The sequence below is a fragment of the Paenibacillus sp. BAC0078 genome (genome assembly GCF_054483875.1).
The window spans coordinates 256867-282830 of sequence record NZ_JBTLRW010000007.1 but is presented as its reverse complement, the minus strand read 5'-3'; the positions used below and the strand labels follow the sequence as shown (position 1 = coordinate 282830).

Sequence of the window (25964 nt, the reverse complement as noted above, 5' to 3'; positions counted from 1 at the left end):
AGACTTCTGTTTCTGCTAATCACCCGATCTTCAGTTTCCTTTTTCTATCGCTTCTTTATGCTTGGCTGCGAACTGCTCCGGCGTAACTGCTTTGCCGAATAACGCCTGAATCATATCCAGGTGGACCTGGGCTGCGTTCGGCTTCATCTGCACATCCGCAAACAAAGTGATGCTGCTGGCATTGTTCAGCTCGTTCAGCAGATCTACATATAGCTGCGGCAGCTTGGAATTGGAGGTATCCACTTTGGTAGCCGGAATAACGCCTGCTGTAGTAACAGAGTCCTGCCCCCATTTGGATACGAAGTATTCAACAAAGGCTTTGGCTTCTTCCTTTACCTTGGAGGATTCAGCTACGAACAGGCCGACACCGGGACCGCCTACCCAACTGTTAATGTTTCCTTTACCGCCGTCCACAGTAGGGAATTTGAAGAATCCAACCTTGTCCTTGAAAGCCTGCGGGATATCCGGGTTCGTGGTGAAGTTCGGCAGCTCCCAGGTTCCCATCAGGTACATGGCCGCTTTTTCATTCATGAATTCCGATTTACCTTCGTCATTGGATAATCCGTTGAAGCCCTTGTTGAAGGCATTCATGTCTACCAGGGACTGCACTTCAGCCGCTGCCTTGATCAGCCCCGGATCTTCGAAGGAGCCTGAACCATTGGTTGCTTTCTTCAGCGTATCGCTGCCGGCAATCCGGTCAGCCAGGTACATGTACCACAGGGACCCGGTCCAGCGGTCCTTGTTGCCCAGAGCAATAGGGGCCACGCCATTATCCGAGAGCGTTTTTACAACTTTCTTAAACTCATCATAGGTAGTGGGAATCTGCAGATTGTATTTGGCGAAAATGTCCTTGTTATAGTAAATCGGCGAGATGTTCAACTCGATAGGCAGGGCATAGGTTTTACCGTCCACCGCATAAGCCTCCGTAGTACCGGCGACAAATTTATCCTTCAGCTGTTCACCGCCCAGAATATCATCCAGCGGCGCGAACAATCCGCCCTTCACATAAGGCTCCATGAAGCCTGCCGCCCATGTAATGCCGACATCCGGCAGCTCGTTGGAGGCCGACAGCACCTTTAGCTTGTTCTTATACTGTTCATTCTCCAGCACTTCCTGCTTGATCGTAACGTTCGGATGCTCCTTCTGGTAGTCATCAATGATCTGGCCAACCAGCTTATTCTGCTGGGCCGAGCTTCCCGCCGGCCACAGGTGCATCATCTTGATCGTAACTTTCTCGGCCGGTTTATCAGTAGATGCCGCCGTATCAGCCGGGGCTGTAGTGCTGTTCACTGCCGCATTGTTTCCGTTCCCCCCGCCGCAGCCCGATAGAACGAGCGCCAGCATGGATGTCAGTACCAGGCTTTTGGTTATCTTGTTCTTTGGCATTCCTATAACCTCCATATTTTTCGTTTGTGCGGTGGATGTAACCGCTCTCAGACAAATTTTAACATCACGGCCGGAGGACTATAAGATCACGCTCATTGGCTATAATTCCACTTTTATTGGATTTCGCTCCGCTCATCCTTCATTTGCTGGCGGTACCGGCTTGGGCTCATAGCCTCCAGGGACTTGAACACCTTGATAAAATATTTATCCGTGCGGTAGCCTACACGCTCACTGATTTCTCCGATGGGCAAGCGGGTCTGCAGCAGCAGCTCCTTGGCCCGCTGAATTCTCAGGCGGGACAAATACTCGCTGAACGATACACCGGTCTGCTCCTTGAACAGCACGCTGAAGTAGCTGGCATTCAAGTGAAGCCTCCCGGCCACCTCAGCCATAGTCAACTGCTCGTGCAGATGCTGCTCCACAAGGGCCAGAGCTTCTTTCACCGGCTCCCCCATGCCCTCCGTATCGGGATCAATTTCCAGCAGCTTGTGATCGGCCAGCTTCTCCAGCTTCTCACGGCGCTGCTGCTCTTCCTCCTGCTTCAGAGCCGTCTCTACGACCTCCAGCAGCTCCCCTTTGTCCAGTGGCTTAAGCAGATAATTGAATGCGCCGAGCCGCAGTGCCTGCTGCACATATTCAAATTCGGCGTAGCCGGAAATAACAATAATAACCGGCTTGCGGATCTGGCCTTCCATGGAGCGGATCAAGTCCAGTCCACTGACCTCCGGCATGCGGACATCGGTAATCAGCAGATGCACCCGCCCATGCTGCAGCCGCTCACGCGCATCAATTCCATTGTCAGCCGTCTCTATGATATAGCGGCCAGCCGCCCACACCTCCAGCGTCTGGCGGATACCCTGCCGCGTTCTCGGTTCATCATCCACAACCAGAATTGTCCTATTGCCCAGGCTCATACGTATGTCCTCCATTATTCGGGATTTCAAAAGTAATTAGCGTTCCCTCAGACGGCTTACTCTCAATGTCAAGCCCTTCCATCCCCGTTCCTTCCGCTTCATAGTACAGCTTAAGACGCCGCTGCACATTTACGAGCCCTACGCCCGTTCCCTTGGCAGAGATGGGCGGTCCGCCCGCAAGCGCGCTGCACAGCAGCCGCAGCGTGTCCGCATCCATACCCGGCCCATTGTCCCGAACTGTTATCCGGGTCCAGCCTTCACGGTGGGACGGAGTGGCGCTTACCCCAACTGTTCCGCTGCCTACCCGGCTCTCCACCCCATGAAGAATGGCATTTTCGACAATAGGCTGAATAAGCAGCTTGGGCACGGGTACGACAGCCTCTGCCGGTTCGAGCTGGATATTCCAGGACAGACGGTCCCCCATCCGCATCTCCATTATTTTCAGATAACGCCTAACCTGCTCCATCTCTTCTCCAAGCGTAACCCATTCATCCGTGTTCGGGTTTCCGATAATGTACCGGAACAGTCTCGACATGATCACAACTAGCCCGGCCAGCTCTTCTTCGCCCTTCTCCTCAAGCGACCAGTTGAACGCTTCTAACGTGTTGAACAAGAAATGAGGATTAATCTGCGCCTGCAGCGCTTTAAGCTCTGTGCGGCTCTGCAGCACTTCCTTCTCGTACACCACCCGGATCAGATCATTCATACTCGCAATCATGCCGTTATACGTATTATTCAGTTCCCTCAGCTCCATTGTGGATACCGACTCTGCATTAGGGGTAAGCACCCCGAGCCTGGACTTGCGCATCGCCCGGATCAGATGGATGATCGGCCTCGTGATCATGGTGGACAGCACAAAGGAAATAATTAAAAACAGCAGTGTTCCAATTCCGCCCGAGACCAGCAGCACCGTTCGCAGAACAGAGAGGCCTTCAGTGACATAGCTTACCGGAGTGAGCACCAGCAGCGTCCAGTTTGTCTTGTCCGAGCGCAGCTTCACCTGCACATATTCCTTGCCCCGGAAGGTGACTGTCTGGTCCTTGCTGGCAAGCAGCGGCAGCAGCTCCGCCTGCGGTTCTTCGCTGCTGCCCAGCAGCTCGCCTTCGTCATTCACCAGCAGCACAGACTCGCCCCCGTCACTGCCGGATAGCGGGTCATCGAGCTGGAAGTAGCTGCGCTGGATGCGGGCCATTAAATAACCGCCCCGCGAGAACCAGCGGTCCATCAGACTGACCTGGCGGATAGCCAGAAGGCTCTCATCATCGCTTGGATCAACGCCGATCCAGACCAGCCTGCCCTTTTGAATATTGGCTTCGGTAATGTAAGAATCGCTGATTCTAGTCCCCAGGCTGCCATCCTTGATCGGGAACAGCAGCCGGTAGTCCGCCGTGTACAGCTCCAGCGAACCCACACTCGGCATATAGGCCTGGTAGCTGGAAATAATCTGCAGCAAGGACTGCCGCTGATTGAAGGACACAGATTCACCGTTCAGTTCCTCCGTCAGCAACTGCTGAACGGTCGGATGATTCGCCACCTGCTCCATCAGACTGTCGATCTGGCCGATCAGCGCATCCAGCCTCCCGTTCGCCTGCACCGCAGTCTGCTGGATGTGACGCTCGGCATTATTTTTCAGCAAATAGGATACTCTGTTGTACACCAATGCCCCGGACACTGCAATAATAATCAGCATGACCAGCAGGAACCCGATGAATATTTGATTGCGCAGCGTGTTCAGTTCTTTGACTCTCGCATACATTTGGAATCCCTTCTTTCCTCGCGGAAGCGTTTACATCTTTATTCTCCAAAATTCCCAGCCATTGTCAAGAAGTATTGCTATCCTTGGCCAGCCAATTAGAATATCGTCTTTTACCGGTCAATTGTCAAACTATGCAAACAAAAAAAGCAGCCCGCTCCGCAAAAGGAACCGACTGCTAAAGGCTATTCACTGGTACTCGCCTTAATTCAATGGAGCCACTCTTAGGATTGGCGGATTACTTAATGGTAATGCCCTTCTTAATCGCCTTCATGTCCAAATTGGTGTTCACAAGCATAGGCAGTATCTTCATGCTTCTAGTCATCGGAGAATTGCATTGCCAGCAGGTTGGCACATATTGAAAGGCGAAATTATCGCGTATCCACCCGGTACAGCCCTCTTTGGTACAGGACCAAATAGCTGTGTCTTCTTGTGGAAGATCCTCCAGCGCTTTTTTACGAAAATACATAAGTACCCTCCTTGGTTCGAATTGAGACGATTTCTACGCCTATGGACGTTATGGCAGGGCTGCAGAGGCTTGTTTGAAGTCAAAAAAAAGGCTGCCCTCAACTTGTGTCAAGGGCAGCCTGATTTCAAAATTACAGTTTTACAACGTTTTCGGCTTGTGGTCCACGAGCGCCTTGAGTTACGTTGAACTCAACGCGTTGGCCTTCGTCCAAAGATTTGAAGCCGTCGCCAGTGATTGCGGAGAAGTGTACGAATACGTCGCTTCCGCCTTCAACCTCGATAAAACCGAAACCTTTGTCTGCGTTGAACCATTTAACTGTACCTGTTTGCATGATATTACCTCCAAAATTTTATTTAACACATGTCCTTTTATTCCTACGTATTGTACGAACAAATAAAAATTCACACATTGGAAAAGGATTCATACGCACAAATGATAACCCTTTCCAATATGTGAATTAAGGTTTAACTTCATGTTTGAATTCATTGTAGCACACTAATTCCACGAAAGCAAAGCAATCCCTAAAAATAAAAATATCCTGCCCGGCATGCAAGCCTCCGCACACCGAGCAGTAGCACGGGATCAGTCGATATATCCGGCTAACCCTTTATCCATTAAGTAGTCCATTTCCGCATCGAGAATGGTCTCCACGGTCAGCTCATCCAGCTTCACATCACGCTGAGCCACAACATAGTCAACCAGATCGTCGCTGTCGATATCAACCTCGCCTTTGGCATTGGCTTTAGCGTTATTAATGAAAGTCTGCTCATGCTTCAGCACCAGCCGGATCAGCTTGGGGTCCACCTTAGTCTTGGCGGACAGAACCTTCACCAATTCCAGCTCATTTACTTGATCACTCATAATTGTTAGTCAGCTCCTCGGCATTTATGCGCATTCATTGTAACACAACTCTCTACACTGCCGCGCCCTCTCATTTCCACCATGAACGCGACGGAACCTCCGCCGAACCGGCATAGACCGGCTCGCCGATTCGCGGTGTAGCCAGCCGCACTCCCCGCGCCTTCGCAGCCGCGAAGACACGCTCCACCGGATCGGTCCAGTCATGCATTGACAGGGTGAACGCTCCCCAGTGGATCGGAATCATCAACGCACCCCGCACATCGAGATGCGCCTGCACCGTCTCTTCAGGCACCATATGAATGTCTGCCCAGCGCGGATCGTACTGGCCGCATTCCATCAGCGTCAGATCAAATGGCCCGTATTTCTCGCCAATCTCGGCAAAGTGGGGGCCGTAGCCGCTGTCACCGCTGAAAAATATTTTCGTCTTCTCTCCCTGTATGATCCATGAGCACCACAGTGTAGAGTTCCGGTCCAGCAGGCTGCGGCCGGAGAAATGCCGGGCGGGAGCACTGGTAAAGGTAAGATCAGCATAGCGGATCTCCTCCCACCAGTCCTGCTCCCGGATTTTCTCGCGGCTTATCCCCCACCGCTCCAGGTGAGCCCCGACCCCAAGCGGCACAATGAACATACCTACCTTATCCTTCAGTTGTCTGATCGAGCCATAGTCAAGGTGGTCATAATGATCATGGGAGAGCAGAACGGCATCAATGTGAGGGAGTGCGGAAATCTCGACCGGCAGCTGTTTGCTGTAACGCCGGCCCCCGATAAACGGAAATGGCGAAGGCGAGCTTCCCAGCATGGGATCGAGGAACAACGTTACTCCATCTATCTCCAGCAGTAGGGCAGAGTGGCCGAACCACGTTACCCGGGTGTCCCGGGTCTGCTGAATGGAGCCCGGCTGCAGCAGCTGAGGTACTAGCGGGTGCTCCGGCCTTGAGCGCGGATTGCCCTTGATGAAATCTCTAAGGATCGAGAGGCTGCTTCCCGCATTGTTATCCGCCATCACGGCTGTAGCCGGATAGGAGAACTTGCCATCCTTATAATTCAGCGAGCGGCTGAGCACCTGCTTCTCCTTCTTGGAGGCTCTCCGCCCAAATGAAGGGTAGAACGTCATTACGCTGTAAGCCAATGCAATCAGCACCCCAATGGAGGCCGCAATAATAATCAGTAAGGTCATATAATAGTCCTTCTCTCCGGTGTGTTAAGATCATGGACATATTATACGGCGGCTCAGCCAAGCGGGGCAAATATCGGATCGGCAGGAGAGGACAAGGGAACCTACAGATTCCAGCCGGGTATTTTACGCAAATCCCCATCCCAGATCTGCACCGTGCTCTGCACCGGAATGTTCTCCGGGGAAGAGGCGGTACGAATGAAGCAGGAGTCGATCCCTACCGCCGTTGCGCCGGCCATATCGGTACGCTGATCGTTGCCAATCATGATTGCCGAGCTTAAATCCGCGCCGTAGGTCTGCGTCAAATAGCGGTAGAACAGCGGATCGGGCTTGCTTATCCCGGCCTCCGACGAAATCGCCACGCCATCGAACAAGTGGAGAATGCCCAGCATGGTCAGCTCTGCCTCGATGAAGGTTTTCTGTCCGTTGGAGAGCAGAAATACCTTTTTGCCGCCGGATCTCAAGCGCTTCAGAATCTCTTCAACTCCGTCATACAGGGAAATCCGAATCATGGACAAGGTCCGCAGCCATCTTACCGTCTCATGCAGCCAGGCTTGTCCAGGGTTGCCTCCCAGTTCAAGGGCTACAGACCGGAAGACCTCCTCCATCACAAAATCGGGGAACTCGCAGTGCTGCGCAGCGGCAGCAAGCTGACGGTCCCGCTCCAGAAGAAAACGCCTCTGCAATTCATCCCCGGTAATGCTCAAACCCTGATAACCGAAATGAAGCGCTAGGCGCTCCCAGACCTCGGGCCGCTCCTCGTCCGTTTCAATGTCGATCAGCGTGCCGTACAGATCAAAAATATACGTCTGATACATCCTGCACTCTCCCATCCATTGCTTCCGCTGAAGCTGTTGATATTTTTTTCATTTCACCATAATTTACAGAGCAGCAGTCCAGCCTACCCTTTCAGCGCTTCGCGCATGGCAGGCTCACGGCCCAACGTCACTCTATTCTTGCCGGTGGCCTTGGACAGATATAACGCATCGTCCGCCTGGCGGTACAGCTCCTCAAAGGTTACATCGCTGCGCTCCGTGAACGCAATGCCGATGCTGACGGTAAGCTGGATGCTGTGCCCGTTGTCCAGACGGACCACATGTCCGCCCATCGTAGCCCGGAAGCCCTCCGCCTCCTTCAGCGCCGCGCTCTCGCTGCCCGCAAAAAAGCAAACGGCAAACTCTTCACCGCCGATTCTGCCGGCGATCCCGTTATTCTGGTAGACCTTAAGTATTTTTTGGGAGAAATCAACCAGTGCCTGATCACCGGCCATATGTCCATATGTATCGTTAATCAATTTGAAATCGTCTATGTCGAACAAGAGCAGCGCGATACCCGCGCCTTCCTGCACGGTATATTGCTGCACCAAACGCATGAAATGCCTGCGGTTATACAGCCCGGTCAGATCATCGACGGTAGCCTGCAGCAGCAGCTCGCGCTCATACCGCTTCTTCTCGCTGAGGTCACTAAGCACAATAAGCATGCCGGCAGCATTCGCACTAACCCCTTCAATCGTAATCAGCGAAACGCCGTACCAGGCATCTCCCCTTCCGGGCGCGTCAATCTCGAACTTTCCTTCCAACCTGCGGGCGTAATGACCGGCGATGTCCTCACAGCGGTTCAGGTTCAGCAGCAGATGGATACTCCTGCCCATCCATGTACCGGACTTCTGCTCAGACTCCTCCCCAAGCAGCACGGATAACATGGACTCTGCAGCCCCGTTCACATCAATGATGTTGTCATAGCGGTCGGTCAGCACGATGCCGTCTTTCATATTTTCAAAGATTTTATTCTTAGCCAGCGGATAGAGCGCAAGCCGCGGATCACGGAACAGGGAGAGATACCCGGCAACAATCGGCGGCAGATATGTAAATGCCGTGAAACCTGTAATCGTAATTTTCAGGAGTGGAAGCAGAAAAACAGAAACCACCGGAATCAGCAGCCCCGCCAGCAGCATCAGATTCCGCCGGAAGTAATACTTGGGTGAATTAAGCAAAGAAATCGCCAGCAAATAGACGGCATACACGCCAAAAAGCTGGTCATACGCAATGAGAAGCATACTGAGGACTGTCGGCTGAACAACAATCCCGCTGACCCCTGCCACTGTGGCGACCCCTATCTCACTCCGCATCAGGTGATGATACGAATCGGTGAAGATCAACAGAACATCAAGCGCCACCGGAATGCAAAAGAGAGCAAGCCTCCTGGCTAGCCCTTCCGAAGAACGGGACACATACTCTCTGATCACCGCATACGTAAAGATCGTACTCAAAAAGAGAGGAGCCTGCTGCAGATTTTTCCACCAAAGCTTGCCCTGGAACGAAACCGATAAAATTTCTCCGGCCGTAGCCGCGAATATTGCGCTGACCAGCAGCATTAGAATCCATAAATAGCGTCTTCCTGGTGTTGTGCGATGCTTGAATGAACTGACGCCCATGTAGAGACTTAGAACACTGCCCATTAGTAGATAATACGGGTAACCCTGCATCCACGGCATGTCATATTTCCCCTATTTTTCATGATAGCTTGGCCTTATTATATCTCACTCCTTCACACAAATGAATTCTTTCTCCCAAAAAAATACTATCGCCCTCAGAACGGGCGTTTGGGCAAAAAAAAGAGGACCACCCATCCGCCATCTGCATGGCTGTGGAGTAATCCTCTGTACGGTTCAAACCGTTATTTCTTCTGGGCCAGCCGTTGTTTGAACTTGTCAACACGGCCGCCAGTTTCGGTTTCTCTCTGTTTACCGGTATAGAACGGGTGGGAAGCGGAACTGGAGTCCACACGGATCACAGGGTAAGTGTTGCCGTCTTCCCATTCCATCGTTTCATTAGACGATCTCGTGGACGAGCTCAGGAATTTGAACCCTACGCTGGCATCCAGAAAAATCACCTGATTGAATTTTGGGTGTATGCCTTCTTTCATTGCCGTAGCCTCCTTTCCACACATATTCATCTGTATGCTAATCTGAAGCGGTCTCTTGGTCTATTGGAGAATTTACGTTAGACAAAGGGAATTAATGTAAACCATTGGATTTACATGCCACAACGTTATACGTGATGCCATCCAGGGAGTCAAATGCTGATTTTAATCCCCGCCGATGTTAATCCCAGGGCGATCGTTTACAGATTTTTTTGAACCCCTGTACTCAAAGTTTCAGGAAATAATGGCTTCGCCCCAACAACGGCATTTCTGCCGTTATTACCGGGCGCACCACACAATCTTGCTCCAACAACGGCATTTCTGCCGTTATTACCAGGCGCACCACCCAATCTCGCTCCAACAACGGCATTTCTGCCGTTATTACCGGGCGCACCACACAATCTTGCTCCAACAACGGCATTTCTGCTGTTATTTCCAGGTGTACCACCCAATCTTGCTCCAACAACGGCATTTCTGCTGTTATTTCCAGGTGTACCACCCAATCTCGCTCCAACAACGGCATTTCTGCCGTTATTTCCAGGCGAAGCACCTGCTTTCGGTTCCCCTCGTTTCACCTATTTTTATTTCTTTTTCGTAAGTGACAGCCCTGATTAATCTATCGGCCGCTGCATATAGAGAAGCTCGTTGCCGAGCCGGAAGCCCGCCCGTTCCAGCCAGCCTCGCATCAGGCTGTCGGAAGAAGGGACATGCACCGCACTCAGGCTGACCCCGCTCCCGCTGAAGCGGAATACCCTGGTGAGCAGCAGATGAAGAAGCTCCCCGGCATGCGGCAAGCCATCTCGCAGCTTGCCAGGGTAGAGCTGAATGCCGCTAAGCTGTCCCGTCCCGGAATATACCCGCCGGAACTGGATATACCCGGCAGGGATACCGTCCTGCTCGGCAATCAGGCAGCGTCCATCCTTGAGACTCTGCCAGTGGGTCTGCCAAGGGCCGGAGTAATCGTAGAACGGCAGCTCTGCGGCCTCCGCCGCTGCGCACTCGCGAATCTGCAGGCCAGCGGCCGCAGAGCCTTCGTACGCCCGGGGAACGGACAGCTCTCCCTCCAGTGAGTAGAGCAGGGTGGTCCCTTGTCCGCGGTACCCGTATTTTTCATACAAGGCAATCGCGTTCTTGTTCTGCACAAAGGCTTCAAGGGTCACTATCTGTGCACCAGCCACCTTATATCTCCTTATATTCTCTTCCAGCAAACGCCCGCCTATTCCTTGACCCCGGTAGGCCGGAAGCACGGCAGTGCCTCCGTTCCAAGCCATTTTCACCCCATTCACCATGCGGTATCCGTTCAGTGTGAAACCTACTACCTGCTCGCCCGCATAGAGCATGACCGATTCCTCAGGCTGCAGATCCTCCCGGTAGAAGCGGCCGAGAAAGGTACGGTAATCCATTTGCATATTGGCGTAGTAATCCTCAAAGCCCGAATTCCAGGCCGTGAGGGCTGCCTGCAGCGGAATCTCATTCAAAGTTCTGAAAGTAACCATTATAGCGCCTTCACCATCCCGCCATCAATCAGCAGCGACTGGCCGGTGATATAGGTGTTGGCAAAAGAGCCGAGGAACACGGCGGCTTTGCCGAACTCCTCAGGAGTACCGGTTCTTCCGATTGGAATCTGAAGCAGCGCTTCCTGCTCAATCTCCTCCCGGGAGATGCCCTTTGCCTCCGCCCGCTTACTGTCTAGTTGCAAAATCCGGTCCGTGCCGATGCGCCCGGGCGCAAGAGAATTGATCAGAATGCCCTCCGGCGCAAGCTCAGCCGCAAGCGTCTTGAACAGTGCGCTCACGCCGGCCCGGAAGACATTCGAGAGGATCAGCCCGCGGATGGGCTGCTTGATAGATACCGAGCTAACGCCCACAATGCGCCCGCCGCCCTCTGCACGCAAGTAAGGCAGCGCCTCGCGGATCATGCGGACCGTGCCCATCAGCGTAAGCTCATAGCCGCCTTGCCAATCGGCGTCGGCCATGTCCTCGAAGCCGCCGCCCGGAGGTCCTCCGGCATTCGTGACCAGCACGTCCAGCCCGCCGCCGTATTCGGCCGCAGCCGCAATTGCCCGCCGGATATCCTCCGGGCGGGTCACATCCATCTCCGCCACGGCAACTTCCTGGCCGGTCGCCTCTGTGATCGTCCGCCGGGCGGCCTCTAGCTGCGCCAGGTTCCGGCTGGCAATAGTCACCTTCGCCCCTTCACGCGCGAACTCCAGCGCGGTGGCAAGACCCAATCCTTTGCTTGCCGCCGCAACAAATACCGACTTGCCTGTAAGACCCAAATCCATTCTCTTCGCCTCCTTATTCAGACCATCATACTATTGCTTGCGTAATCAATCTATACAAGTTGAGCTATAGACTTTCCATATTGGGGTCTGGTAGTAACTGCGGGGAATGTTTGGACTTCCGGCCGCTGCCCATCTGCAGATTTCTTGATTATATACCGCTGTTTTCTTTAGTTTAACTTATCTAGTAAGGCATCCTGCTTCAGCCAGTCCAGCAGATCACGTTGATTCTCCGGCAGCACGCCATGGCCTGAAGGATAAGTGCGGAAGGTCAGCCGGGAGGTCAGACCTTGGAAATAAGCCGCTGTCTCCTGGCCGATCCGTATCGGAAAGACAGAGTCGTGTTCGCCGTGGGAGATGAACACGGAGACGTGTTCCATATTCTTGATCGCATATTCCGTCTTCACAAATTCCGGAACGTAGCCGTTCAGCGCGACAATTCCTTTGATCGCATCGCCCATTGAAAGCCCCAGCGACATCGAAAGAATCGCGCCCTGACTGAAGCCCAGCAAGTAACGCCGGCTAGAGTCAATCGGGTATCGTTCGGAAGCATACTCTATAAACTGCTCCAGCTTCTCTACCGCATGATCGAACTGCTCCCGGAGAGGATTGCCGATACTCTTAAGCTCGTAGTATTGATAACCGGTCCCGACGCTAAGGTCACCGCGTATGCCAATCAATATGAATTCGCCGGAGAGCGGCCCGGCAAGCGAGAGCATATCGCGCTCATCGGAGCCTTTGCCGTGCAGCAGGAAGACGACCGGGTACTTCCCCTTCTCCTGATAACCCGCTGGCAGACTTATTTCATATTCATAGGGTGCATTCATCACCTAACACTCCTCCATTTGTATTTGTACTGCTAAGTATATCAAAAAAATAAAGGCGATGAGCCGCCCACCGCGCTCATCGCCATCTATACTACACATCATATTCCAATTGCTTCTTGGCCTGGACAATGAAATCGAACGGATTCTCAATCGTCTCCGCATCATATTGCATGGCACCGATTTTCAGTCCCAGGTTCACCTTGTATTTGTTCGAGAAATCCGTATCGTTTAATTCCTGCAGCTTCAGCTTTATCCGTTCGATGACAATCTTGGCCCCTTCACGGTCCGTGAACAGCAGGAGGCCCCAGGTGGCGTCTTCCTTGTCCAGCAAATACAGCGCATCATTAGTTCGGATGCTCGATTGGCTGAGCTGAGACACATCATAGATCGCCTCGGACAACTGCTCTCCAGGGATCAGCCGGCGGATTTCATTCCAATACTTCACCTTGATCACAAGCAGGGTCAACGGAATTTGATACCGGGTTGATATGCCGGTGAACAGATTAGCATCCTTCTGGAACGAAATGCTGTTCCGCAGATCTGTATTCTCGTCAACGGCGGCGAGATTGGCGGTTCTTTTCTCCAGCCGCTCATTCTCGGCCTGCAGCTCCCGGATGCTTGCAGTGAAGACCCACAGCACCACAGTAAGCAGCGGAGTCATAATGAGCCAGAAATACGTGCTGACGCCAATCGTATCCCCCTGCGACACAGTCTGGTAGAGAATAAAGGAGCCATAGCCGAAGATAAAGGCAAGGTTCAATACCAGTCCTGCAGTTACTGTTGTGAAGTAAGTGACCAGGGCCAGCAGAAATGCAATATTCAAAATAACAATGTTCTGGATGTAATGATCCGGCGAGCCTGCTATATACACAATGCATATGAATATCAGTACCAGAAAGACCAGAAAGCCGAGATCGGAGAACAGGCTGCTGCGGTTACGTTTCACGCTTATCACCACGTTTCTTCAGATGTTTGCGAAGCAGCAGAAGCAGCGCCACAATCACCAGCGTGACTGCAAGCACGACCGCTGCCACGAACCCGAGCACATCGCTGCGGTCCGTGATCTGCGCGATAACAGATTCCTTCGCCGCTCCGGTAATGGTTTTGAAGCGGTAGGCGCTGACGTTGCCATCCTTGTCAGCGATTACGCCGTCTCCGTATACCCGCCATTTGTCCTTCTCACTGGCAATCAGCTTGGAGACCAGATAAGTCTCCTCCGAGCTGACACCTGTCACCGCCAGCAGCCCCCGCCCGCTCTCATACGGCGAGACTACTAGCTGCAAGGTGCCGATTTCCGCACCGTACCGCTCCTCAATGCTCATCTTCTCATTAGAGACGATTGTGCTTCCGTCCTTGCTGTACCGGAAATACAGCTTATCATTATTGTCACGGATCACCTTGTTGTTCGCATAAGACCCGATGGCAATAATATTATCATCCTTCAGAGTAGCGGCATCAACGGCATCAGTATAATAATTGACCTCCCCCGTGTTGCCGCCGGCATATTGGCCGAGCAGATTGAACACGTTAGCCACGCTCTGATAGGTATAGCTATCCATCTTCTGCGGCAGCACTACTGCCACATGATTATAGATTCCATCCCGCAGGAACGGATACGGATAATTGTTGAGCAGCAGGTCCGTGCGGTCCTTCGTGTTCAGATGCATTTCTGTTTCCTTGCTGATATAAGCCCAAGGCATCTGCTCTGAATTCGGAGTGCAAACCGCACTCAGCATCTCCAGATCAAATGCCACCTTCACCGAGAAGTTGCCGGAGAGGTTCAGGCTTTTCGGGATCACCAGATTCAGGGTGTCGCCATTGGCCAGCTCCTTCGACAGCCTCTTACTGCCAATCGGTGTATCGCCAACGCTCACCGTTACCAGCGAACGGTCAAAATCAAGATTTTCGGCATAGCGGAAATTCAGGCTGATTTTACCGGAATCCGCAATCGAGCGATTGGACGGCAAAGCCACAAAATAAGTCTGCTCCTGATGATTCGGGCCGGTCAGCTTGTCCCCGGTTTCGGTTAACGTGATGTTGGAGCTAATGGCAAGCGATGGGGAAGCCACCTCAGTTGCATCATCAACTACCTTCGTGTCACTGCTGATCTGGCTTACTAGCTGGTTGTTCTGCATCAGCCGTCCGGCTTTGATCAGCAGACTTTCTTCCTTGGAGGTTACGACCAGCGTAGGCTGGCTATCCTTGTTCACCAGTTGGATCAGGGCATGAGTACCCAGATCCACGGAGGAATCGAGCAGGCTCGCCAGCTCGCTTGGCAAGTGGTCAGCCATCGCCACCAGCACTACCAGCCCTTTGTCCTTGACGGCTTCCTCACTGTAAGGCAGCAGGGGCAGAGTTTTGTCATTTATCGTATTGGACTTGGCAAAGCCCGATAAGGCGTAGGTCGCTGCTTCCAGCTCTGCGCCGCTGGCATTGTCCGTTACGGTCAAGAGGCTGATGCCGCTTTTGATGTTATCCATGCCGGAGAACCGTGCACTGAAATCGCTGATGCCGCCGGTCAGAGCCTTAGGGGTGTAGGCCACCTCAACACTGGAGGTATTGTACAGATGCAGCCAGTTCTCCGGTGTATTGTCCACATAACAGACCTGATTGTCTGAATTGGCTGTTCTCAGATAACCCTGAATACCCAGCGTGTTGACCCCTTTCTTAAGGAAGCCCTTCGGCGCTGGAACGATCAGGCTCTGCTCCCCGTTATTTTCACGGGAGGGCCTGAAGGAGTAGAACGGGCTGCCGTTCAGCGACAGCGTCACACTGGAGATCCGGTCCTCGTTAATTTGCGAAACCTGAAAATGCAGATTGACCTTCAGGCTGTCCACATTCCAATAGTCCATTACTGTAAAAGACTGCTGCTGCGAGCTTGATCCCTTAAGCGAATTATCGCTTCCGCTAAAGAAAGTTTCGTAGGTGAGCCTTCCGTCCCCGGGAACCGCAGCTAGGGCGGATGCCGCCTGGATCGGGATCAGGAAAAGGGAGAGGCAAAGCACCCATATCATCATCTGTTTTTTGTTCATATTCTGTCTCCTGTGTCGCTGATTTCGTTTCAGTAGCGTTCGGTTTTGTACCATTTGGCTTCCCGTTTAAAAATAACGTCCTTGAGGTAGTTATATAAGCCATAAGCGGCAACGACCATCCATAGCTGGCAGTAAGATACATACATGAGCATTATGATCCACAGATTGGACAGACTCATCTCACCCTTCTCTGTCGTCAGCGTGACGAAGATGCCCACAACGAACAGAATAATGGCGAGCAGCCACAAGAAGCCGCTGAGTGAAGCAATCGTCGTATGCACATAACCCATTGCATGAAGCACCAGCAGTAAATCGGAAGTCACCAAGGAGATGAGCAGCAGGAAGTAGATGGACAGGTAATATAGTATATCAAAGCGGATTTTTGCCGCTGATTTGTTGAACAGTAGCGGGATGTTCTTCACGATCACATAAATATTGCCCTTAGCCCAGCGGGTACGCTGCTTGAACCAGACCTTCACCGTCTGCGGCTCCTGCTCCCAGGTTACGGATTTCGGCTGGAACTTGATCCGGTAGCCCATCATGTAAATTCGGAAGCTGATCTCCGTATCCTCGGCTATCGCCTTAACGTCCCAGCCGCCGATGCTCTCTACAATGGATCTGCGCATAATGAAGTTGGTCCCGGGAATCGTACACAGCTTGAACAGCTTCCAGCGCCCGGCCTGGGCCATCCATTGAAACGACAGGGTCTCAATATTGATGAATCGGGTGAGCAGGCTCGCATTGCGGTTGCGGGTGCGGAATTTGCCGATGACCGCGCCAAGCGTGGAATCCTGCATGATCTCGGCCACCAGATATCTCAGCGCGGGCTTCTCCGGTGTATTGTCCGCATCGTAGATCGCGATCAGTTCACCTTTGCTGCGGGCAAAGCCGATGTTCAGCGCATTCGACTTTCCTTTGCCGCCTATGACAGAGTCCGTATTGATAACAATCAGATTGCGCTGCGGAAAGCGGCTCTGAATATTCCCCAGCAGTACGGCGCTGTTATCAGAGGAATTGTCGTTAATTACAATGATCTCGTACCGGTCGTGCGGGTAATCGAGGTCCAGCAGGGACTCGACGGTCTTGCTGATGACGACGCCCTCATTGTGCGCGGGAACCATAATCGTCACGAAGGGGTGCTCGCCCTTAATTTCCGGCACAGCTTCTCTTTCGGTCTTCATGTAATACAGATAGCCCGCAATAATCAGAGCCACATTCACCAGCAGCAGGGACCAGATGCAGATCACCGCAATTACCATCAGCACGTCCGAGATCGTCATGTTCCTTCTCCTAACCCGAATTTTCGTTACTTCAAATATTTCTTCCGGTACAGCCTGTAACCGAACAACAGCAGGACAGCCAGAAGCAGCAGTGCAACAATAATCACAACGATAAAAAATTTATTCTGCACACTGAACAGCTTCGTGAAGCTTTGGAACTGCTTTTCCTTATAGCTATAATCGCTGCTTACAGCTTCCGGGGTATAATCGACATTCATTTCCTTGCCGTTGACCCTGATCACCCCGTCCGAAGAGAGCACGGTGTTCGTGTCTGTAACCACCTTATGGGCTTCCTGCTTATAGTCGGCAAAAGCAATCCACTCCTGATCCAGACTCTGCAGCAGCTTCTGCAGCCCTTCTTCACTGTCCGGAAAATCATAGGTGACCGCGATATCCATCGGCATTTGAGGCGTCGATTTGGAGCTGTGCCCCAGCCTCTGTAAGAATTCCGGCGGGAGACTGTATATGGAAGAGGGGAACACCTTGGATACATTCGTCCGATCCATATACCTCGCCGCTACATCAGGATACAGCACCGCCGAATCAAAGAAGCTCATCCCCCGCCCTGCATATTCCTTGTCATAGGACCAGTAGCTTTCCGCACCGACACCCAGCGGAGCCAGACCGTTATTTATCAGGACATTGATAAAACCATTCATTTTACCGTTCAGCGTATGATCGTTACTGTTAATAGGAGGTCTAACCGCAGGCACGTTGACAAGGATGCTGCCGTTGCGGGACTGCACAATTTTCAGCGCCTCCAGATAACGCTTCATCGCCGGAAAGTCCGTATTGCCGAACACTGGCTGAACACTGGCTATGAACGGAATACCGTTCTGATACAGTTGATCCGCCGCCTTCTCCAGGAGATCCAGATTGGAGAACGGGTAAATCTCTTTTAGCAGCAGATAGGTATGGGGCGTTTCCGAATAAGCAAGCCAGTCCTTCAGCACATAAGCCATAGCGACTGCACTTGCGTCTCCTTGCTTCAAATAAGGCGCATACGTGTATTGTCCGCCGCTTACTGCATAAGGCACCTCGCGGTCACCGTTTTGAAACGACAGGCTGCCGTATGACCGTGCCGCCTTGCTTGCCGCAATATAGGGCATTTCCTCTACCTGCAGATATGTACCGGAGAACCCGCCCACCGAGAGCGCCACGCTCCCTTCAGACCACACAGCCGTGGTAAGGTGCAGCTCGTGCTTCATGCGGCCCGGGATGCTGTATCCTGTATACAGCAGCTTGCCCTGAAAGCTCTCGATATCCTGGAGATAATCTTCGTTTGTAATGGACAGATCCGCCTTGTTGATAACTGTAATGACTCTGGAGTAGGAGTCCAGGGTTCCTTTCTCATACTCATCCAGACTCAACACCGTAACCTTCGTGCTGTAGGCGGCCAGCAGCCGCTGAAGCTCTGCCACATTGCCCTCCCGCGCAGTTCCTTTCGCCAAGCTGTCGTATAGCAGCAGGACATGCTGAGGCGCAGCGGCGGAATGTGCCGGAGCAGGAAGCAGCAGCGCCGCCACGAGCAGCAGCACAATAATCAACCCTCCACGCTTCACACGCTCACGCCCTTTCCGGCTCCAGGATTCGCAGGGAGAGCGGGAGCGGCTGGTTTCGCTGCCGGAAGCTTTCTCCGGGAGCGGAATCCACGGCTGATTACACCGGCCAGAACCAGGAATGACACCAGGTCAAAGGATTGTGTAAACAGAAATTCATGCTTGGCTATGTCGGCATCCCCCGCCCCGATGATGGAGACGAAGATCCCGGATAGACCCACGAGCATAGTCGCCACGATCAGCATTAATCGCTGCATGGAGCGGAAATTCCGCGCCTTGACCGCCGCCACGAAGGACGGCATATAGATTCCCGTGATCACGGCCATCCAGAGGAGGATGAAGCCGAATGTCCGCGGAGCCAGCTTTTCTTTTAGAACACTGTATAGCGTGAAGAAGTGGCTCTGCGCCCGGAACTCTTTTCCCACCGATTTCTCGTAATTCCCCATGGCGGCAGGCTTGATGGTATACGCGCTTTTGGCGGCTGTGTTCAGAATGGAGCCCATCTGATCGGGATGAGTGACATAATATTTCAGAATCGAAACAAACCCGTACCGGCTGTAGAAATCCTTCTCCAGAACATCCGATTTCACATCAACGGTTCCGTATTGGTCGTAATACGTATTTTCCTTCAGAATGGCGTATTGTTCATTGATTCCGAATGACTTCAGGGCCGTCTCCGGATTCTCCGATTCCATCAGCACCCCGCGGGTCATCGCATGATATTGGTTGATATTCACAAATTCCTTGGAAATGTTCAAATAGGTTGCTATTCCGGCAAGCATCATGAGTGTAATGGCAGCAGCCGTAAGGTAACGAAACACACGGTCTTTACGAATCCAGATAAGCGAAACGGCAAACACGGAAATAACCATGCCCACCGGAGCATTTTGTTGCTTGGAGGTAGTCAGGATGAGGGTGCTGATCAGAAAAAGGGCCAGCATAGCATAATCGTTATATCTTTTGCGGTATAGCAGCAGCCACGAGGCGAATACGAAGATCATCATGATCATCACCACGCTCTCGCTGAAAAAGGAGTTGAAATAAGCGGTATAACCCGTATCCCCGAAAATAAAAATAGCAATCGCCGCAACTATCATTCCCCGCTTGCGGGACATTGTGTATGTAACAGCTTCGATCAATAAGTAGACGGCAGCCACATATAAAATCATATAAATGGCCGCTTGAAAACGGATATCGAAGACCTCTTTGCTGAATACCAGCTTATTGACCACGATGGCCAGCTTGATAAACAGCGATTGGGAGGATACCAGCATCGAGCTATTCTCGTTATAGTACTGATAGATTCCAAACTGCTTCACGAAATAGCCAAAATACCTGCTGTCGTAATCCGGCAAATTGAAATACAGACCGTTGCTGTAGATAATACGAAAAAAGTCGCCGTTGTCCGCCATCCCTACATAAGGAGCCGTAAACAAAGCGAACGCTGTAATCAGCAGTACTCCTAAGGCTGCTACCGAAGCGGGCGATATCCGGAGGCCAGTGAGCATGACAGGCTTGCGCGGTGCGGTTTGTAATGTGTTGTCTTCAATCATGCGGGTTCACCCTTCACTGCTTTCGGTTTGGAGTTAATAGGAATAGGCTAATAGAGCCATAAGGTTGTCAAAAGAGTAGGCCTGTCCGGTATCCGTATCTCCGAACCCGCCGTACAGCGGACTTCCGGCATCCGTAACACGGAATTCATTCATCCGTTCAATGCCCGCCTGATAGAGAGCGTCGTCGCCCACCTCCGCGCCAATCATGGCCACAAGGGCGTAAATCGCCGTGGAACGGATATCATTCAGCGGTTTCCCGTCACGGGTATATTGCCCGTACAACGTTCCTGCCGCAACCTGCTCCTTGATATAGCGGATGCTCGCCGGCTTCTCCCGGTCAATCTCGGCCAAATGCAGAATCGAGAGCAGTGATTCCACCGTATTAATCCCCTCTGAGCCATAGGTCCCGGTATCATAATTGAATCTAGTCTCATAGAACGGGAACGCATCCGACAAATATCCCTCTTCGAGAATTCCATCCATATTATGCAATAATATACCGCGCTTTTCTATAGGAATCGCTAAATTTCGCAGAACACTCAGATCAATATAACATAAAGTCATAAACTTGTTAGTATTTTTGTAAACATCGTCATAAAAATCATACATATAACCATCTTTTACATTATTATTATAGAATCGCTGTCCGTATTTATCAGCCTCTTCGGTGTAGGCGGGTTCCTTAAAAGCTTGTCCGGCCTCATACAAGGCTCCGATCAGACGCAAGTCATCCACTGCCGCGTTCACAGGATATTGCTTCTGCAGTTTGGGACTGTAACGGTAGCTGAAGCCGCCGTCCCTATCAAAGGTATGCTTCGCCAGAGCCCACTGGGCGGCAAATTGCTCCTTGTTGCCTTCAAGCACAGCCGTTCTCATCAGGAGCGAGGCCGATTCGCTAAGGACCTCATGACCGCTCGCAGCTTCGCCCGATTCGTCTGTGTCCAGCAGATTCGTATACACCCCATAGGGGCCCGTAAGCTGCTTGTTTATAAAAGCATATAGCTCTTGTCGCTCTTTCCGGTTATGGGTGCCCCGGTCAGATGCTGGCGCAGGGGATACAGCCGTGATATCGGCAGTTGCGGCGGAAGGCTCCGGCGTGGCTTCAAAATTACTGCAGGAGGACAATATGAGTAGAGACAGTACAACAACGGTCACTGAGCTGAATGTATTTCCCAATCCATCACGTCCTTCAGGATAAGGTTGTTTTGTTGCCTGTACTATTATAACGGTAATATTTATCACATAATTAACTGTACAAATGATCATTGTATGTCGAAATCGTCGAAAAATCCAACTTTCCTGAACAAAACGGCTTCGCCGTCCATCATGGACAACGTAGCCGTATTAGTTTATGAATCCTTTGGAAATTCCAAGTGGAAAAAGGATCACTAATTTGCTCGAGCACCCTATTCTCCGCAGGTAAAGTGGAAAAAGGTTAACTAATTCAGCTCCTTTCACTCTTGACGAAGGAATATGACTCAATTAAGTTTCCTTTCTCCACTTAAAACCCACAATTGTTGATTTTGGGGAGAAATAAGTTCCTTTTTTCCAACTATACAACTCACGAGAAAGAGAAATCATAATTTCCTAAACAATAAAATAATAAAGCTGCCCGTCAGGCCTTATGCGGTCCGGGCAGCTTTATTGCTTATTAGTATATAATGGCCGGTTATCCTTTGATCTGCCGGTAAGTCTCCTCATCCGATATGATGTATAATCGGGCATCCCTCGGGATGGGCTGACCCAGCTTGCGGTTGATGCCCAGATCGCCGCGGTCGGACAGCAGGGTTGCTCCCCGGAGCAGCAGCGCCTGAAAGGCATCACCGTAGGTATGCCAGGCAGCATCCCGGGGGATTTCATAGATGTCGTCCCCATGCTGCCGGCTGAGCAATTGGGTAATCACCTCGGAATTCCCCTCCTGCAGCGCTGACCTTACGGCAAGCCTTGAGATCGCATCGTGCGAAAGCACGAACTCGTTCACATTAACATGGTGGAAATTCTGAATGTTCTTTTCCTGCATAATTTCCACTGTGGTATGTACCTGGGGAGCAATCCGGTCAAGGCTGGAGGCGATCAGCAAGGTTTTGCCATCCGTCAGCGAGGCTTCATCAATCCGGGTATCGCCGAATACGATAGCCGCTCTGGCTGTTTGAATTTTCGCCTTCAGCAGAACGTCGTCGCTCGAAGCGTCGCCGCTGATGAAGTGAACCTGCTCCATCTGCTCCAGCGGATGCTGCCCGCTCTCATCAATGATCACAATCCGGCAGTCCGGCGCGTAGCTGAGAATCTCGTCAACGGCAGCCTGTGTTTTGCGGTTCCAATTAATCACTACAACATGATCTTTCCCGTGAAAGCTCAAGGTCCCGGCTCCTCTCCTTCTTTGCAGCTCACCCATTGCATCTATAATCTTCCCGATGACCAAGCTGAGCAGGCCAATGCCGAAAATGTACAGGAATATGGTAAATAGCTTACCGATTACTGTTTTGGCAAAAAAATCTCCATACCCAACCGTGGCCATCGTAGTCATCACCCAGTAGAAGGCATTGAACCAATTTTGGAAGGTGCCCGGTTCCAGCGTAAACGCGATAGTTGCGCTCAGAACAATAAAGCTCAGGATAATCAGTCCGATGGACCGTTTCCTTAGACGCATCAATTTAGTAGAGATTCTGAGTAGGAAATGCATCGGCTTAAATGATCAGACTGCTGACAGCGAAGGCTGTTCCGATGAACACCATGCAGAGCATAGTGCCAACGGCGGTATTTCCCTGCTTCAAATGATCGGAAATTTTAAATCCCGGTGTGAACAGCTCAAAGATCCAGTAAGCGGCGATCAGGCAGACATAGCCTACCGCGAACCAGAACATCATGAACCAGATCGAAGTATTCGTATACGCTGCTACGCCAAGGATAATCGCCGTGGCCAGGAATTTGCCGCCAAGCGCCAGGGCTACGGCCACATTGCCCTTCTTCAGCTCCTCCATGTCCTTGAACGGAGTCATCAGGGTGAACACAAACATTCCAAGCACTTGAAGCAGAATAATCGTTAATACACTGACTACCAAATTAATAACTATCGTCATTTCGCCCACCCCCGAAATTTTGCATAGGCCGAATCATAATCGGCGAAATCATGCACTTCCTCCAGTACCACAGAGGCCTTCTTTTGTTTCTCCAACGCCTTGTAGCGGTTATCGTCGATCGGCTGCTTGATCCGGTTGCCGGAAGGCAGCTCAATTACAGCAAAATTTCTGGTTTTGTTCTTGTATTTGGTCTTATACACCCCAACCAGATCCACATCGGTAGTGATCGACACCTTCAGGTTCTTCAGATCGGCGATAGCCGACTTCTGATCTCCATAGGATTTGATCGTAGACCAGGAAGACAGCCGGATATCGTTCTTCTGATCGGCATCCGTCACAAGCTCGGCATCCATGAACTGCAGCGTCCATATCTTGTCACCGGTAGCATAATTGCCGTCGTTCGGAAGCATCTCATTGTCCGGCAATACCGTCATGTCGCTGCCGATCAGATCGCCCACCGTGCCCTCTACCACCCGGTAATCCCACGGCACACGCGACACGCTGTCTGTCGTCTCGGTATCTGTATGAAACACACTATTGCTATTGCCCGAGCATGCGCTGAGCAGCAGCACTGCCATCAGCAGCATGCTGAGTACTGCTCCTATCCGGGCCAGCCTGCGGCCTCCGGTCCGGCGTTCTCTACCCTTGTTCATCTTCAACCCCCCTCACTCCTAGCGCAATAAAATGACTGGCATTGCCTGTAATCGGTCCGCCTGCCCGGCCCAGAAGCCCGCAGGGCTTGCCGTTAATTACGAACATGCCGGTCAGCAAATGAAGCTCCCCTTCCACTGTCTGTATGCGGGCCATTTCGGCTCTCTTCTGGTATACCGTAGGAAACAGTACGCTGCTGTCAAAACCATCCTCGTCTTCAATTTCCAGCGACCCGCTGTCGTCGAAGATCCGCACCGAGCCTCCTTCGCGGCCGAAGACGGATTTGGAGACAAAACCGCCGGAGAATACAGGCTTATTATAGGTCGGCAAAATATAGCTCGATATGGCTTGGCGCTCCTCTTCATTGTAGAGCAGACCCAGCTCATACATCCCCCATACTACCGCTACCAGCCCCTTGGACTGCAGCAGAATACTGTGCGGACCGTTGAATAACTGCAGCTTCCCGGTCTCAATGGCATAGGCGAGCGCCTCGCCGCCATCGTCCACAGCCATCCACTCCTTGGGGTAAAGGGCGAACATCCGCTGGATCACCCGGTTCTCTCCGTCCATAACGGTTCCTTCGTCGATCCACAGATCCAGACAGTCCACGCAGCGGATATCCAGACCGCTGTGCGCCACCAGTGCCTCAATGGTCCCGGAGTCCTCCATATGTGAACCATAGGCGACACAAGCCGCCGTATCCGGCCGCTCGATAGCCCAAGCAGCGGCGAGCTGGTCCTTCATTGTGGTATTCCGGCTGGCAATTCCGGCCTGCTCGCAGATCCACGGCGTAGCGATGGAGGCTTCTACATAGCCGGTTGGCGTATCCGCATTCAGCTCCAGCAGCTTAATGGTCCCGTCACCAGCTACAGCAAAATCAAATCTCGCGTAGCGGCTGATCAGCCCCTGCTCCGGTATTGGCGTTTCATCCAGCATCTGCCACAGTACGGGCGGGATACCAAGCAAATCATACAAGTCATGCCGCTGATGAACATAGCGGACGGCCTTGTCAAGAATAGACCAGAGCTTGCTTGACGCTTCCTCCAGCTCCTTGTAGGTCTCGCCGCGCATCACGGCAATCGCATCCATCCAGTATTCCTCATCCTCCAGGTCGGCCCAGGTAAAGCCCAGTTCATGCAGCCTTGCTACCCGTGGCGCCCGTTCCAACCCCGACTGATCCAGAAACTCAAACACGCTGTCTGCTGGGATCATCCGCCAAAACCGCTTTTACTTGAGCTGCTTCTGCCGGAGCTTGATCTCGATATCGAACCTGATTTGCTGCCCTTGCTTGAGCTGGTGGACGAGCTCAGCCCGCTGGACTTGCCCCCTACTCCGCCCGCTTTGGATGAAGTATTTCTTCTGGTAATGGAGCCGGTGGATGAGGTTGAGGTCCGCGGCTTCACCACTGAGCCTGCTACCGGCTTGTTCTGGAAACTGCCGCTGTTGTAGCTTGGCGCCTTGTAAGTCTTCTTCGTGCCTCCATAGTAGGTCCGATGATCGCTGTACCAGCCTCTTGAAGAATAGTTCGAGCCGCTGTTGAACAGCATGTGGTACAGCAGCAGATCATCCCAGCCAAAGCCGGAATTATAGCCGCCGTAATTGTTGATCACTGTCGTCCCGCCCGAAGTCGTCGCCCCTTGGTCTTCCTGAACAACCTCTGCGGCGTTCTCTTCCGGGTAGGGAATGTTCCAGTCTACATTTTTGTCGAAATAAGCTTTGACCTCTTCAGTAGACCAGGATACCAGTGTCGGCTCCTCTGCGGAGCCGGTTGCGCTCACGCCCCCCGGAACGAATAAAGCATTGGCCAGCAGGGCAATGCCGAGTGAGGTGGACAATACCCGGATCGGCTTGCCTTCAGGGGTGAATAGCTTTGACACGACGGGTTCTTTCGCCTGTTCATCTTTTTCCAACTTGAGACTCTCCTTTCCTGACATTTAACCTTCGACGCGCATCGGGACGAGCAGAAGCTCCAGCTTCCCTTCGTCCACATTCAGCCGTCCTTCAACCGCTTCGAACTCACGGCCGCCGACTACAATATAATTGACATGCTCCAGGGCAGTAATCATATTCATGCTCCAAGTACGCTCCTCAATGATACGCAGATCGCCTTCCGGCATCTTTTCAAACAGGATGACATTCATTCCATTATCCACTTATTACACATCCTTCCTGATCACTATTATGCTTCTGATACGCTGTCAGCACCATTTCGTTTCACCCTG

Annotated in this window: 26 protein-coding genes; all 26 read right to left on the bottom strand. The window is 52.1% G+C overall.

Features of this window, described 5'->3' with window-relative positions:
* Positions 1-30: 30 nt before the first annotated feature.
* On the bottom strand, positions 31-1386 hold the full coding sequence (locus tag ACX1DY_RS15790) for an extracellular solute-binding protein (RefSeq protein WP_458965138.1): 1356 nt from the start codon (positions 1384-1386) through the stop codon (positions 31-33).
* A gap of 113 nt (positions 1387-1499) precedes the next feature.
* Positions 1500-2300 carry a response regulator transcription factor gene (locus ACX1DY_RS15785; protein ID WP_458965137.1) on the bottom strand — a complete coding sequence of 267 codons (801 nt, stop codon included), beginning with the start codon at positions 2298-2300 and terminating at the stop codon, positions 1500-1502.
* Positions 2284-4056, bottom strand: a complete 1773-nt coding sequence (locus ACX1DY_RS15780; protein WP_458965136.1) for a cache domain-containing sensor histidine kinase — start codon at positions 4054-4056, stop codon at positions 2284-2286. The genes ACX1DY_RS15785 and ACX1DY_RS15780 overlap by 17 nt, the downstream gene beginning before the upstream one ends.
* 235 nt (positions 4057-4291) lie before the next feature.
* Entirely contained in the window at positions 4292-4522 is a 231-nt protein-coding gene (locus tag ACX1DY_RS15775; protein ID WP_458965135.1) for a cold-shock protein, read from the bottom strand.
* Between the two features lie 130 nt (positions 4523-4652).
* Positions 4653-4853 (bottom strand): cold-shock protein, encoded by a 201-nt coding sequence (locus tag ACX1DY_RS15770; protein ID WP_019914790.1) that lies wholly within the window; start codon positions 4851-4853, stop codon positions 4653-4655.
* A 251-nt stretch (positions 4854-5104) separates the two neighbouring features.
* Positions 5105-5383 (bottom strand): hypothetical protein, encoded by a 279-nt coding sequence (locus ACX1DY_RS15765; RefSeq protein ID WP_458965134.1) that lies wholly within the window; start codon positions 5381-5383, stop codon positions 5105-5107.
* A gap of 70 nt (positions 5384-5453) precedes the next feature.
* A complete protein-coding gene (locus tag ACX1DY_RS15760) occupies positions 5454-6560 on the bottom strand; it encodes an MBL fold metallo-hydrolase (protein WP_458965133.1) in 1107 nt (368 codons plus the stop codon).
* Between the two features lie 101 nt (positions 6561-6661).
* Positions 6662-7375, bottom strand: a complete 714-nt coding sequence (locus ACX1DY_RS15755) for an HAD family hydrolase (RefSeq protein WP_458965132.1) — start codon at positions 7373-7375, stop codon at positions 6662-6664.
* Between the two features lie 83 nt (positions 7376-7458).
* Positions 7459-9051 carry a histidine kinase N-terminal 7TM domain-containing diguanylate cyclase gene (locus tag ACX1DY_RS15750; protein WP_458965131.1) on the bottom strand — a complete coding sequence of 531 codons (1593 nt, stop codon included), beginning with the start codon at positions 9049-9051 and terminating at the stop codon, positions 7459-7461.
* Positions 9052-9233: 182 nt separating this feature from the next.
* On the bottom strand, positions 9234-9482 hold the full coding sequence (locus ACX1DY_RS15745; protein WP_458965130.1) for a type B 50S ribosomal protein L31: 249 nt from the start codon (positions 9480-9482) through the stop codon (positions 9234-9236).
* Positions 9483-9705: 223 nt separating this feature from the next.
* Positions 9706-10029 carry a hypothetical protein gene (locus tag ACX1DY_RS15740; RefSeq protein ID WP_458965129.1) on the bottom strand — a complete coding sequence of 108 codons (324 nt, stop codon included), beginning with the start codon at positions 10027-10029 and terminating at the stop codon, positions 9706-9708.
* Between the two features lie 61 nt (positions 10030-10090).
* On the bottom strand, positions 10091-10975 hold the full coding sequence (locus ACX1DY_RS15735) for a GNAT family N-acetyltransferase (protein WP_458965128.1): 885 nt from the start codon (positions 10973-10975) through the stop codon (positions 10091-10093).
* Positions 10975-11763 carry an SDR family oxidoreductase gene (locus ACX1DY_RS15730; protein WP_458965127.1) on the bottom strand — a complete coding sequence of 263 codons (789 nt, stop codon included), beginning with the start codon at positions 11761-11763 and terminating at the stop codon, positions 10975-10977. Before ACX1DY_RS15730 ends, ACX1DY_RS15735 begins: the two co-directional genes overlap by 1 nt.
* Positions 11764-11930: 167 nt before the next feature.
* Positions 11931-12587, bottom strand: a complete 657-nt coding sequence (locus ACX1DY_RS15725) for an alpha/beta hydrolase (protein WP_458965126.1) — start codon at positions 12585-12587, stop codon at positions 11931-11933.
* A 91-nt stretch (positions 12588-12678) separates the two neighbouring features.
* Positions 12679-13533, bottom strand: a complete 855-nt coding sequence (locus ACX1DY_RS15720) for a diguanylate cyclase domain-containing protein (RefSeq protein WP_458965125.1) — start codon at positions 13531-13533, stop codon at positions 12679-12681.
* Positions 13523-15619, bottom strand: a complete 2097-nt coding sequence (locus ACX1DY_RS15715) for a cellulose biosynthesis cyclic di-GMP-binding regulatory protein BcsB (RefSeq protein ID WP_458965124.1) — start codon at positions 15617-15619, stop codon at positions 13523-13525. The genes ACX1DY_RS15720 and ACX1DY_RS15715 overlap by 11 nt, the downstream gene beginning before the upstream one ends.
* A 29-nt stretch (positions 15620-15648) precedes the next feature.
* Positions 15649-16899, bottom strand: a complete 1251-nt coding sequence (locus tag ACX1DY_RS15710) for a glycosyltransferase family 2 protein (RefSeq protein WP_458965123.1) — start codon at positions 16897-16899, stop codon at positions 15649-15651.
* 26 nt (positions 16900-16925) lie between these two features.
* Entirely contained in the window at positions 16926-18461 is a 1536-nt protein-coding gene (locus ACX1DY_RS15705; RefSeq protein WP_458965122.1) for a hypothetical protein, read from the bottom strand.
* Positions 18458-20011: a glycan biosynthesis hexose transferase WsfD gene (gene wsfD, locus ACX1DY_RS15700; protein WP_458965121.1), complete on the bottom strand. Its 1554-nt coding sequence runs from the start codon at positions 20009-20011 to the stop codon at positions 18458-18460. The genes ACX1DY_RS15705 and wsfD overlap by 4 nt, the downstream gene beginning before the upstream one ends.
* Positions 20012-20044: 33 nt before the next feature.
* Positions 20045-21187 (bottom strand): hypothetical protein, encoded by a 1143-nt coding sequence (locus tag ACX1DY_RS15695; RefSeq protein ID WP_458965120.1) that lies wholly within the window; start codon positions 21185-21187, stop codon positions 20045-20047.
* A 493-nt stretch (positions 21188-21680) separates the two neighbouring features.
* Positions 21681-22661, bottom strand: coding sequence for a potassium channel family protein (locus tag ACX1DY_RS15690; protein WP_458965191.1), 981 nt, complete (start codon positions 22659-22661; stop codon positions 21681-21683).
* 37 nt (positions 22662-22698) lie between these two features.
* Complete coding sequence (locus ACX1DY_RS15685) at positions 22699-23091, bottom strand: DUF350 domain-containing protein (RefSeq protein WP_458965119.1); 393 nt, start codon at positions 23089-23091, stop codon at positions 22699-22701.
* The gene (locus tag ACX1DY_RS15680; protein WP_458965118.1) at positions 23088-23744 is read right to left on the bottom strand and encodes a signal peptide protein; all 657 of its coding nucleotides are present in this window, start codon (positions 23742-23744) and stop codon (positions 23088-23090) included. Before ACX1DY_RS15680 ends, ACX1DY_RS15685 begins: the two co-directional genes overlap by 4 nt.
* Complete coding sequence (locus tag ACX1DY_RS15675; protein ID WP_458965117.1) at positions 23731-24954, bottom strand: glutathionylspermidine synthase family protein; 1224 nt, start codon at positions 24952-24954, stop codon at positions 23731-23733. The genes ACX1DY_RS15680 and ACX1DY_RS15675 overlap by 14 nt, the downstream gene beginning before the upstream one ends.
* Positions 24951-25652: a hypothetical protein gene (locus ACX1DY_RS15670; RefSeq protein WP_458965116.1), complete on the bottom strand. Its 702-nt coding sequence runs from the start codon at positions 25650-25652 to the stop codon at positions 24951-24953. The genes ACX1DY_RS15675 and ACX1DY_RS15670 overlap by 4 nt, the downstream gene beginning before the upstream one ends.
* A 24-nt stretch (positions 25653-25676) precedes the next feature.
* Positions 25677-25883 (bottom strand): hypothetical protein, encoded by a 207-nt coding sequence (locus ACX1DY_RS15665; protein ID WP_458965190.1) that lies wholly within the window; start codon positions 25881-25883, stop codon positions 25677-25679.
* Between the last annotated feature and the right edge of the window lie 81 nt (positions 25884-25964).

Excerpts from the sequence above, each read along its gene's own strand:
- ACX1DY_RS15790 (WP_458965138.1), bottom strand. The coding sequence starts at position 1,386 with ATGCCAAAGAACAAGATAACCAAAAGCCTGGTACTGACATCCATGCTG.
- ACX1DY_RS15785 (WP_458965137.1), bottom strand. The coding sequence starts at position 2,300 with ATGAGCCTGGGCAATAGGACAATTCTGGTTGTGGATGATGAACCGAGA.
- ACX1DY_RS15780 (WP_458965136.1), bottom strand. The coding sequence starts at position 4,056 with ATGTATGCGAGAGTCAAAGAACTGAACACGCTGCGCAATCAAATATTC.
- ACX1DY_RS15775 (WP_458965135.1), bottom strand. The coding sequence starts at position 4,522 with ATGTATTTTCGTAAAAAAGCGCTGGAGGATCTTCCACAAGAAGACACA.
- ACX1DY_RS15770 (WP_019914790.1), bottom strand. The coding sequence starts at position 4,853 with ATGCAAACAGGTACAGTTAAATGGTTCAACGCAGACAAAGGTTTCGGT.
- ACX1DY_RS15765 (WP_458965134.1), bottom strand. The coding sequence starts at position 5,383 with ATGAGTGATCAAGTAAATGAGCTGGAATTGGTGAAGGTTCTGTCCGCC.
- ACX1DY_RS15760 (WP_458965133.1), bottom strand. The coding sequence starts at position 6,560 with ATGACCTTACTGATTATTATTGCGGCCTCCATTGGGGTGCTGATTGCA.
- ACX1DY_RS15755 (WP_458965132.1), bottom strand. The coding sequence starts at position 7,375 with ATGTATCAGACGTATATTTTTGATCTGTACGGCACGCTGATCGACATT.
- ACX1DY_RS15750 (WP_458965131.1), bottom strand. The coding sequence starts at position 9,051 with ATGCCGTGGATGCAGGGTTACCCGTATTATCTACTAATGGGCAGTGTT.
- ACX1DY_RS15745 (WP_458965130.1), bottom strand. The coding sequence starts at position 9,482 with ATGAAAGAAGGCATACACCCAAAATTCAATCAGGTGATTTTTCTGGAT.
- ACX1DY_RS15735 (WP_458965128.1), bottom strand. The coding sequence starts at position 10,975 with ATGGTTACTTTCAGAACTTTGAATGAGATTCCGCTGCAGGCAGCCCTC.
- ACX1DY_RS15730 (WP_458965127.1), bottom strand. The coding sequence starts at position 11,763 with ATGGATTTGGGTCTTACAGGCAAGTCGGTATTTGTTGCGGCGGCAAGC.
- ACX1DY_RS15725 (WP_458965126.1), bottom strand. The coding sequence starts at position 12,587 with ATGAATGCACCCTATGAATATGAAATAAGTCTGCCAGCGGGTTATCAG.
- ACX1DY_RS15715 (WP_458965124.1), bottom strand. The coding sequence starts at position 15,619 with ATGAACAAAAAACAGATGATGATATGGGTGCTTTGCCTCTCCCTTTTC.
- ACX1DY_RS15710 (WP_458965123.1), bottom strand. The coding sequence starts at position 16,899 with ATGACGATCTCGGACGTGCTGATGGTAATTGCGGTGATCTGCATCTGG.
- wsfD (WP_458965121.1), bottom strand. The coding sequence starts at position 20,011 with ATGATTGAAGACAACACATTACAAACCGCACCGCGCAAGCCTGTCATG.
- ACX1DY_RS15690 (WP_458965191.1), bottom strand. The coding sequence starts at position 22,661 with ATGCGTCTAAGGAAACGGTCCATCGGACTGATTATCCTGAGCTTTATT.
- ACX1DY_RS15685 (WP_458965119.1), bottom strand. The coding sequence starts at position 23,091 with ATGACGATAGTTATTAATTTGGTAGTCAGTGTATTAACGATTATTCTG.
- ACX1DY_RS15680 (WP_458965118.1), bottom strand. The coding sequence starts at position 23,744 with ATGAACAAGGGTAGAGAACGCCGGACCGGAGGCCGCAGGCTGGCCCGG.
- ACX1DY_RS15675 (WP_458965117.1), bottom strand. The coding sequence starts at position 24,954 with ATGATCCCAGCAGACAGCGTGTTTGAGTTTCTGGATCAGTCGGGGTTG.
- ACX1DY_RS15665 (WP_458965190.1), bottom strand. The coding sequence starts at position 25,883 with ATGAATGTCATCCTGTTTGAAAAGATGCCGGAAGGCGATCTGCGTATC.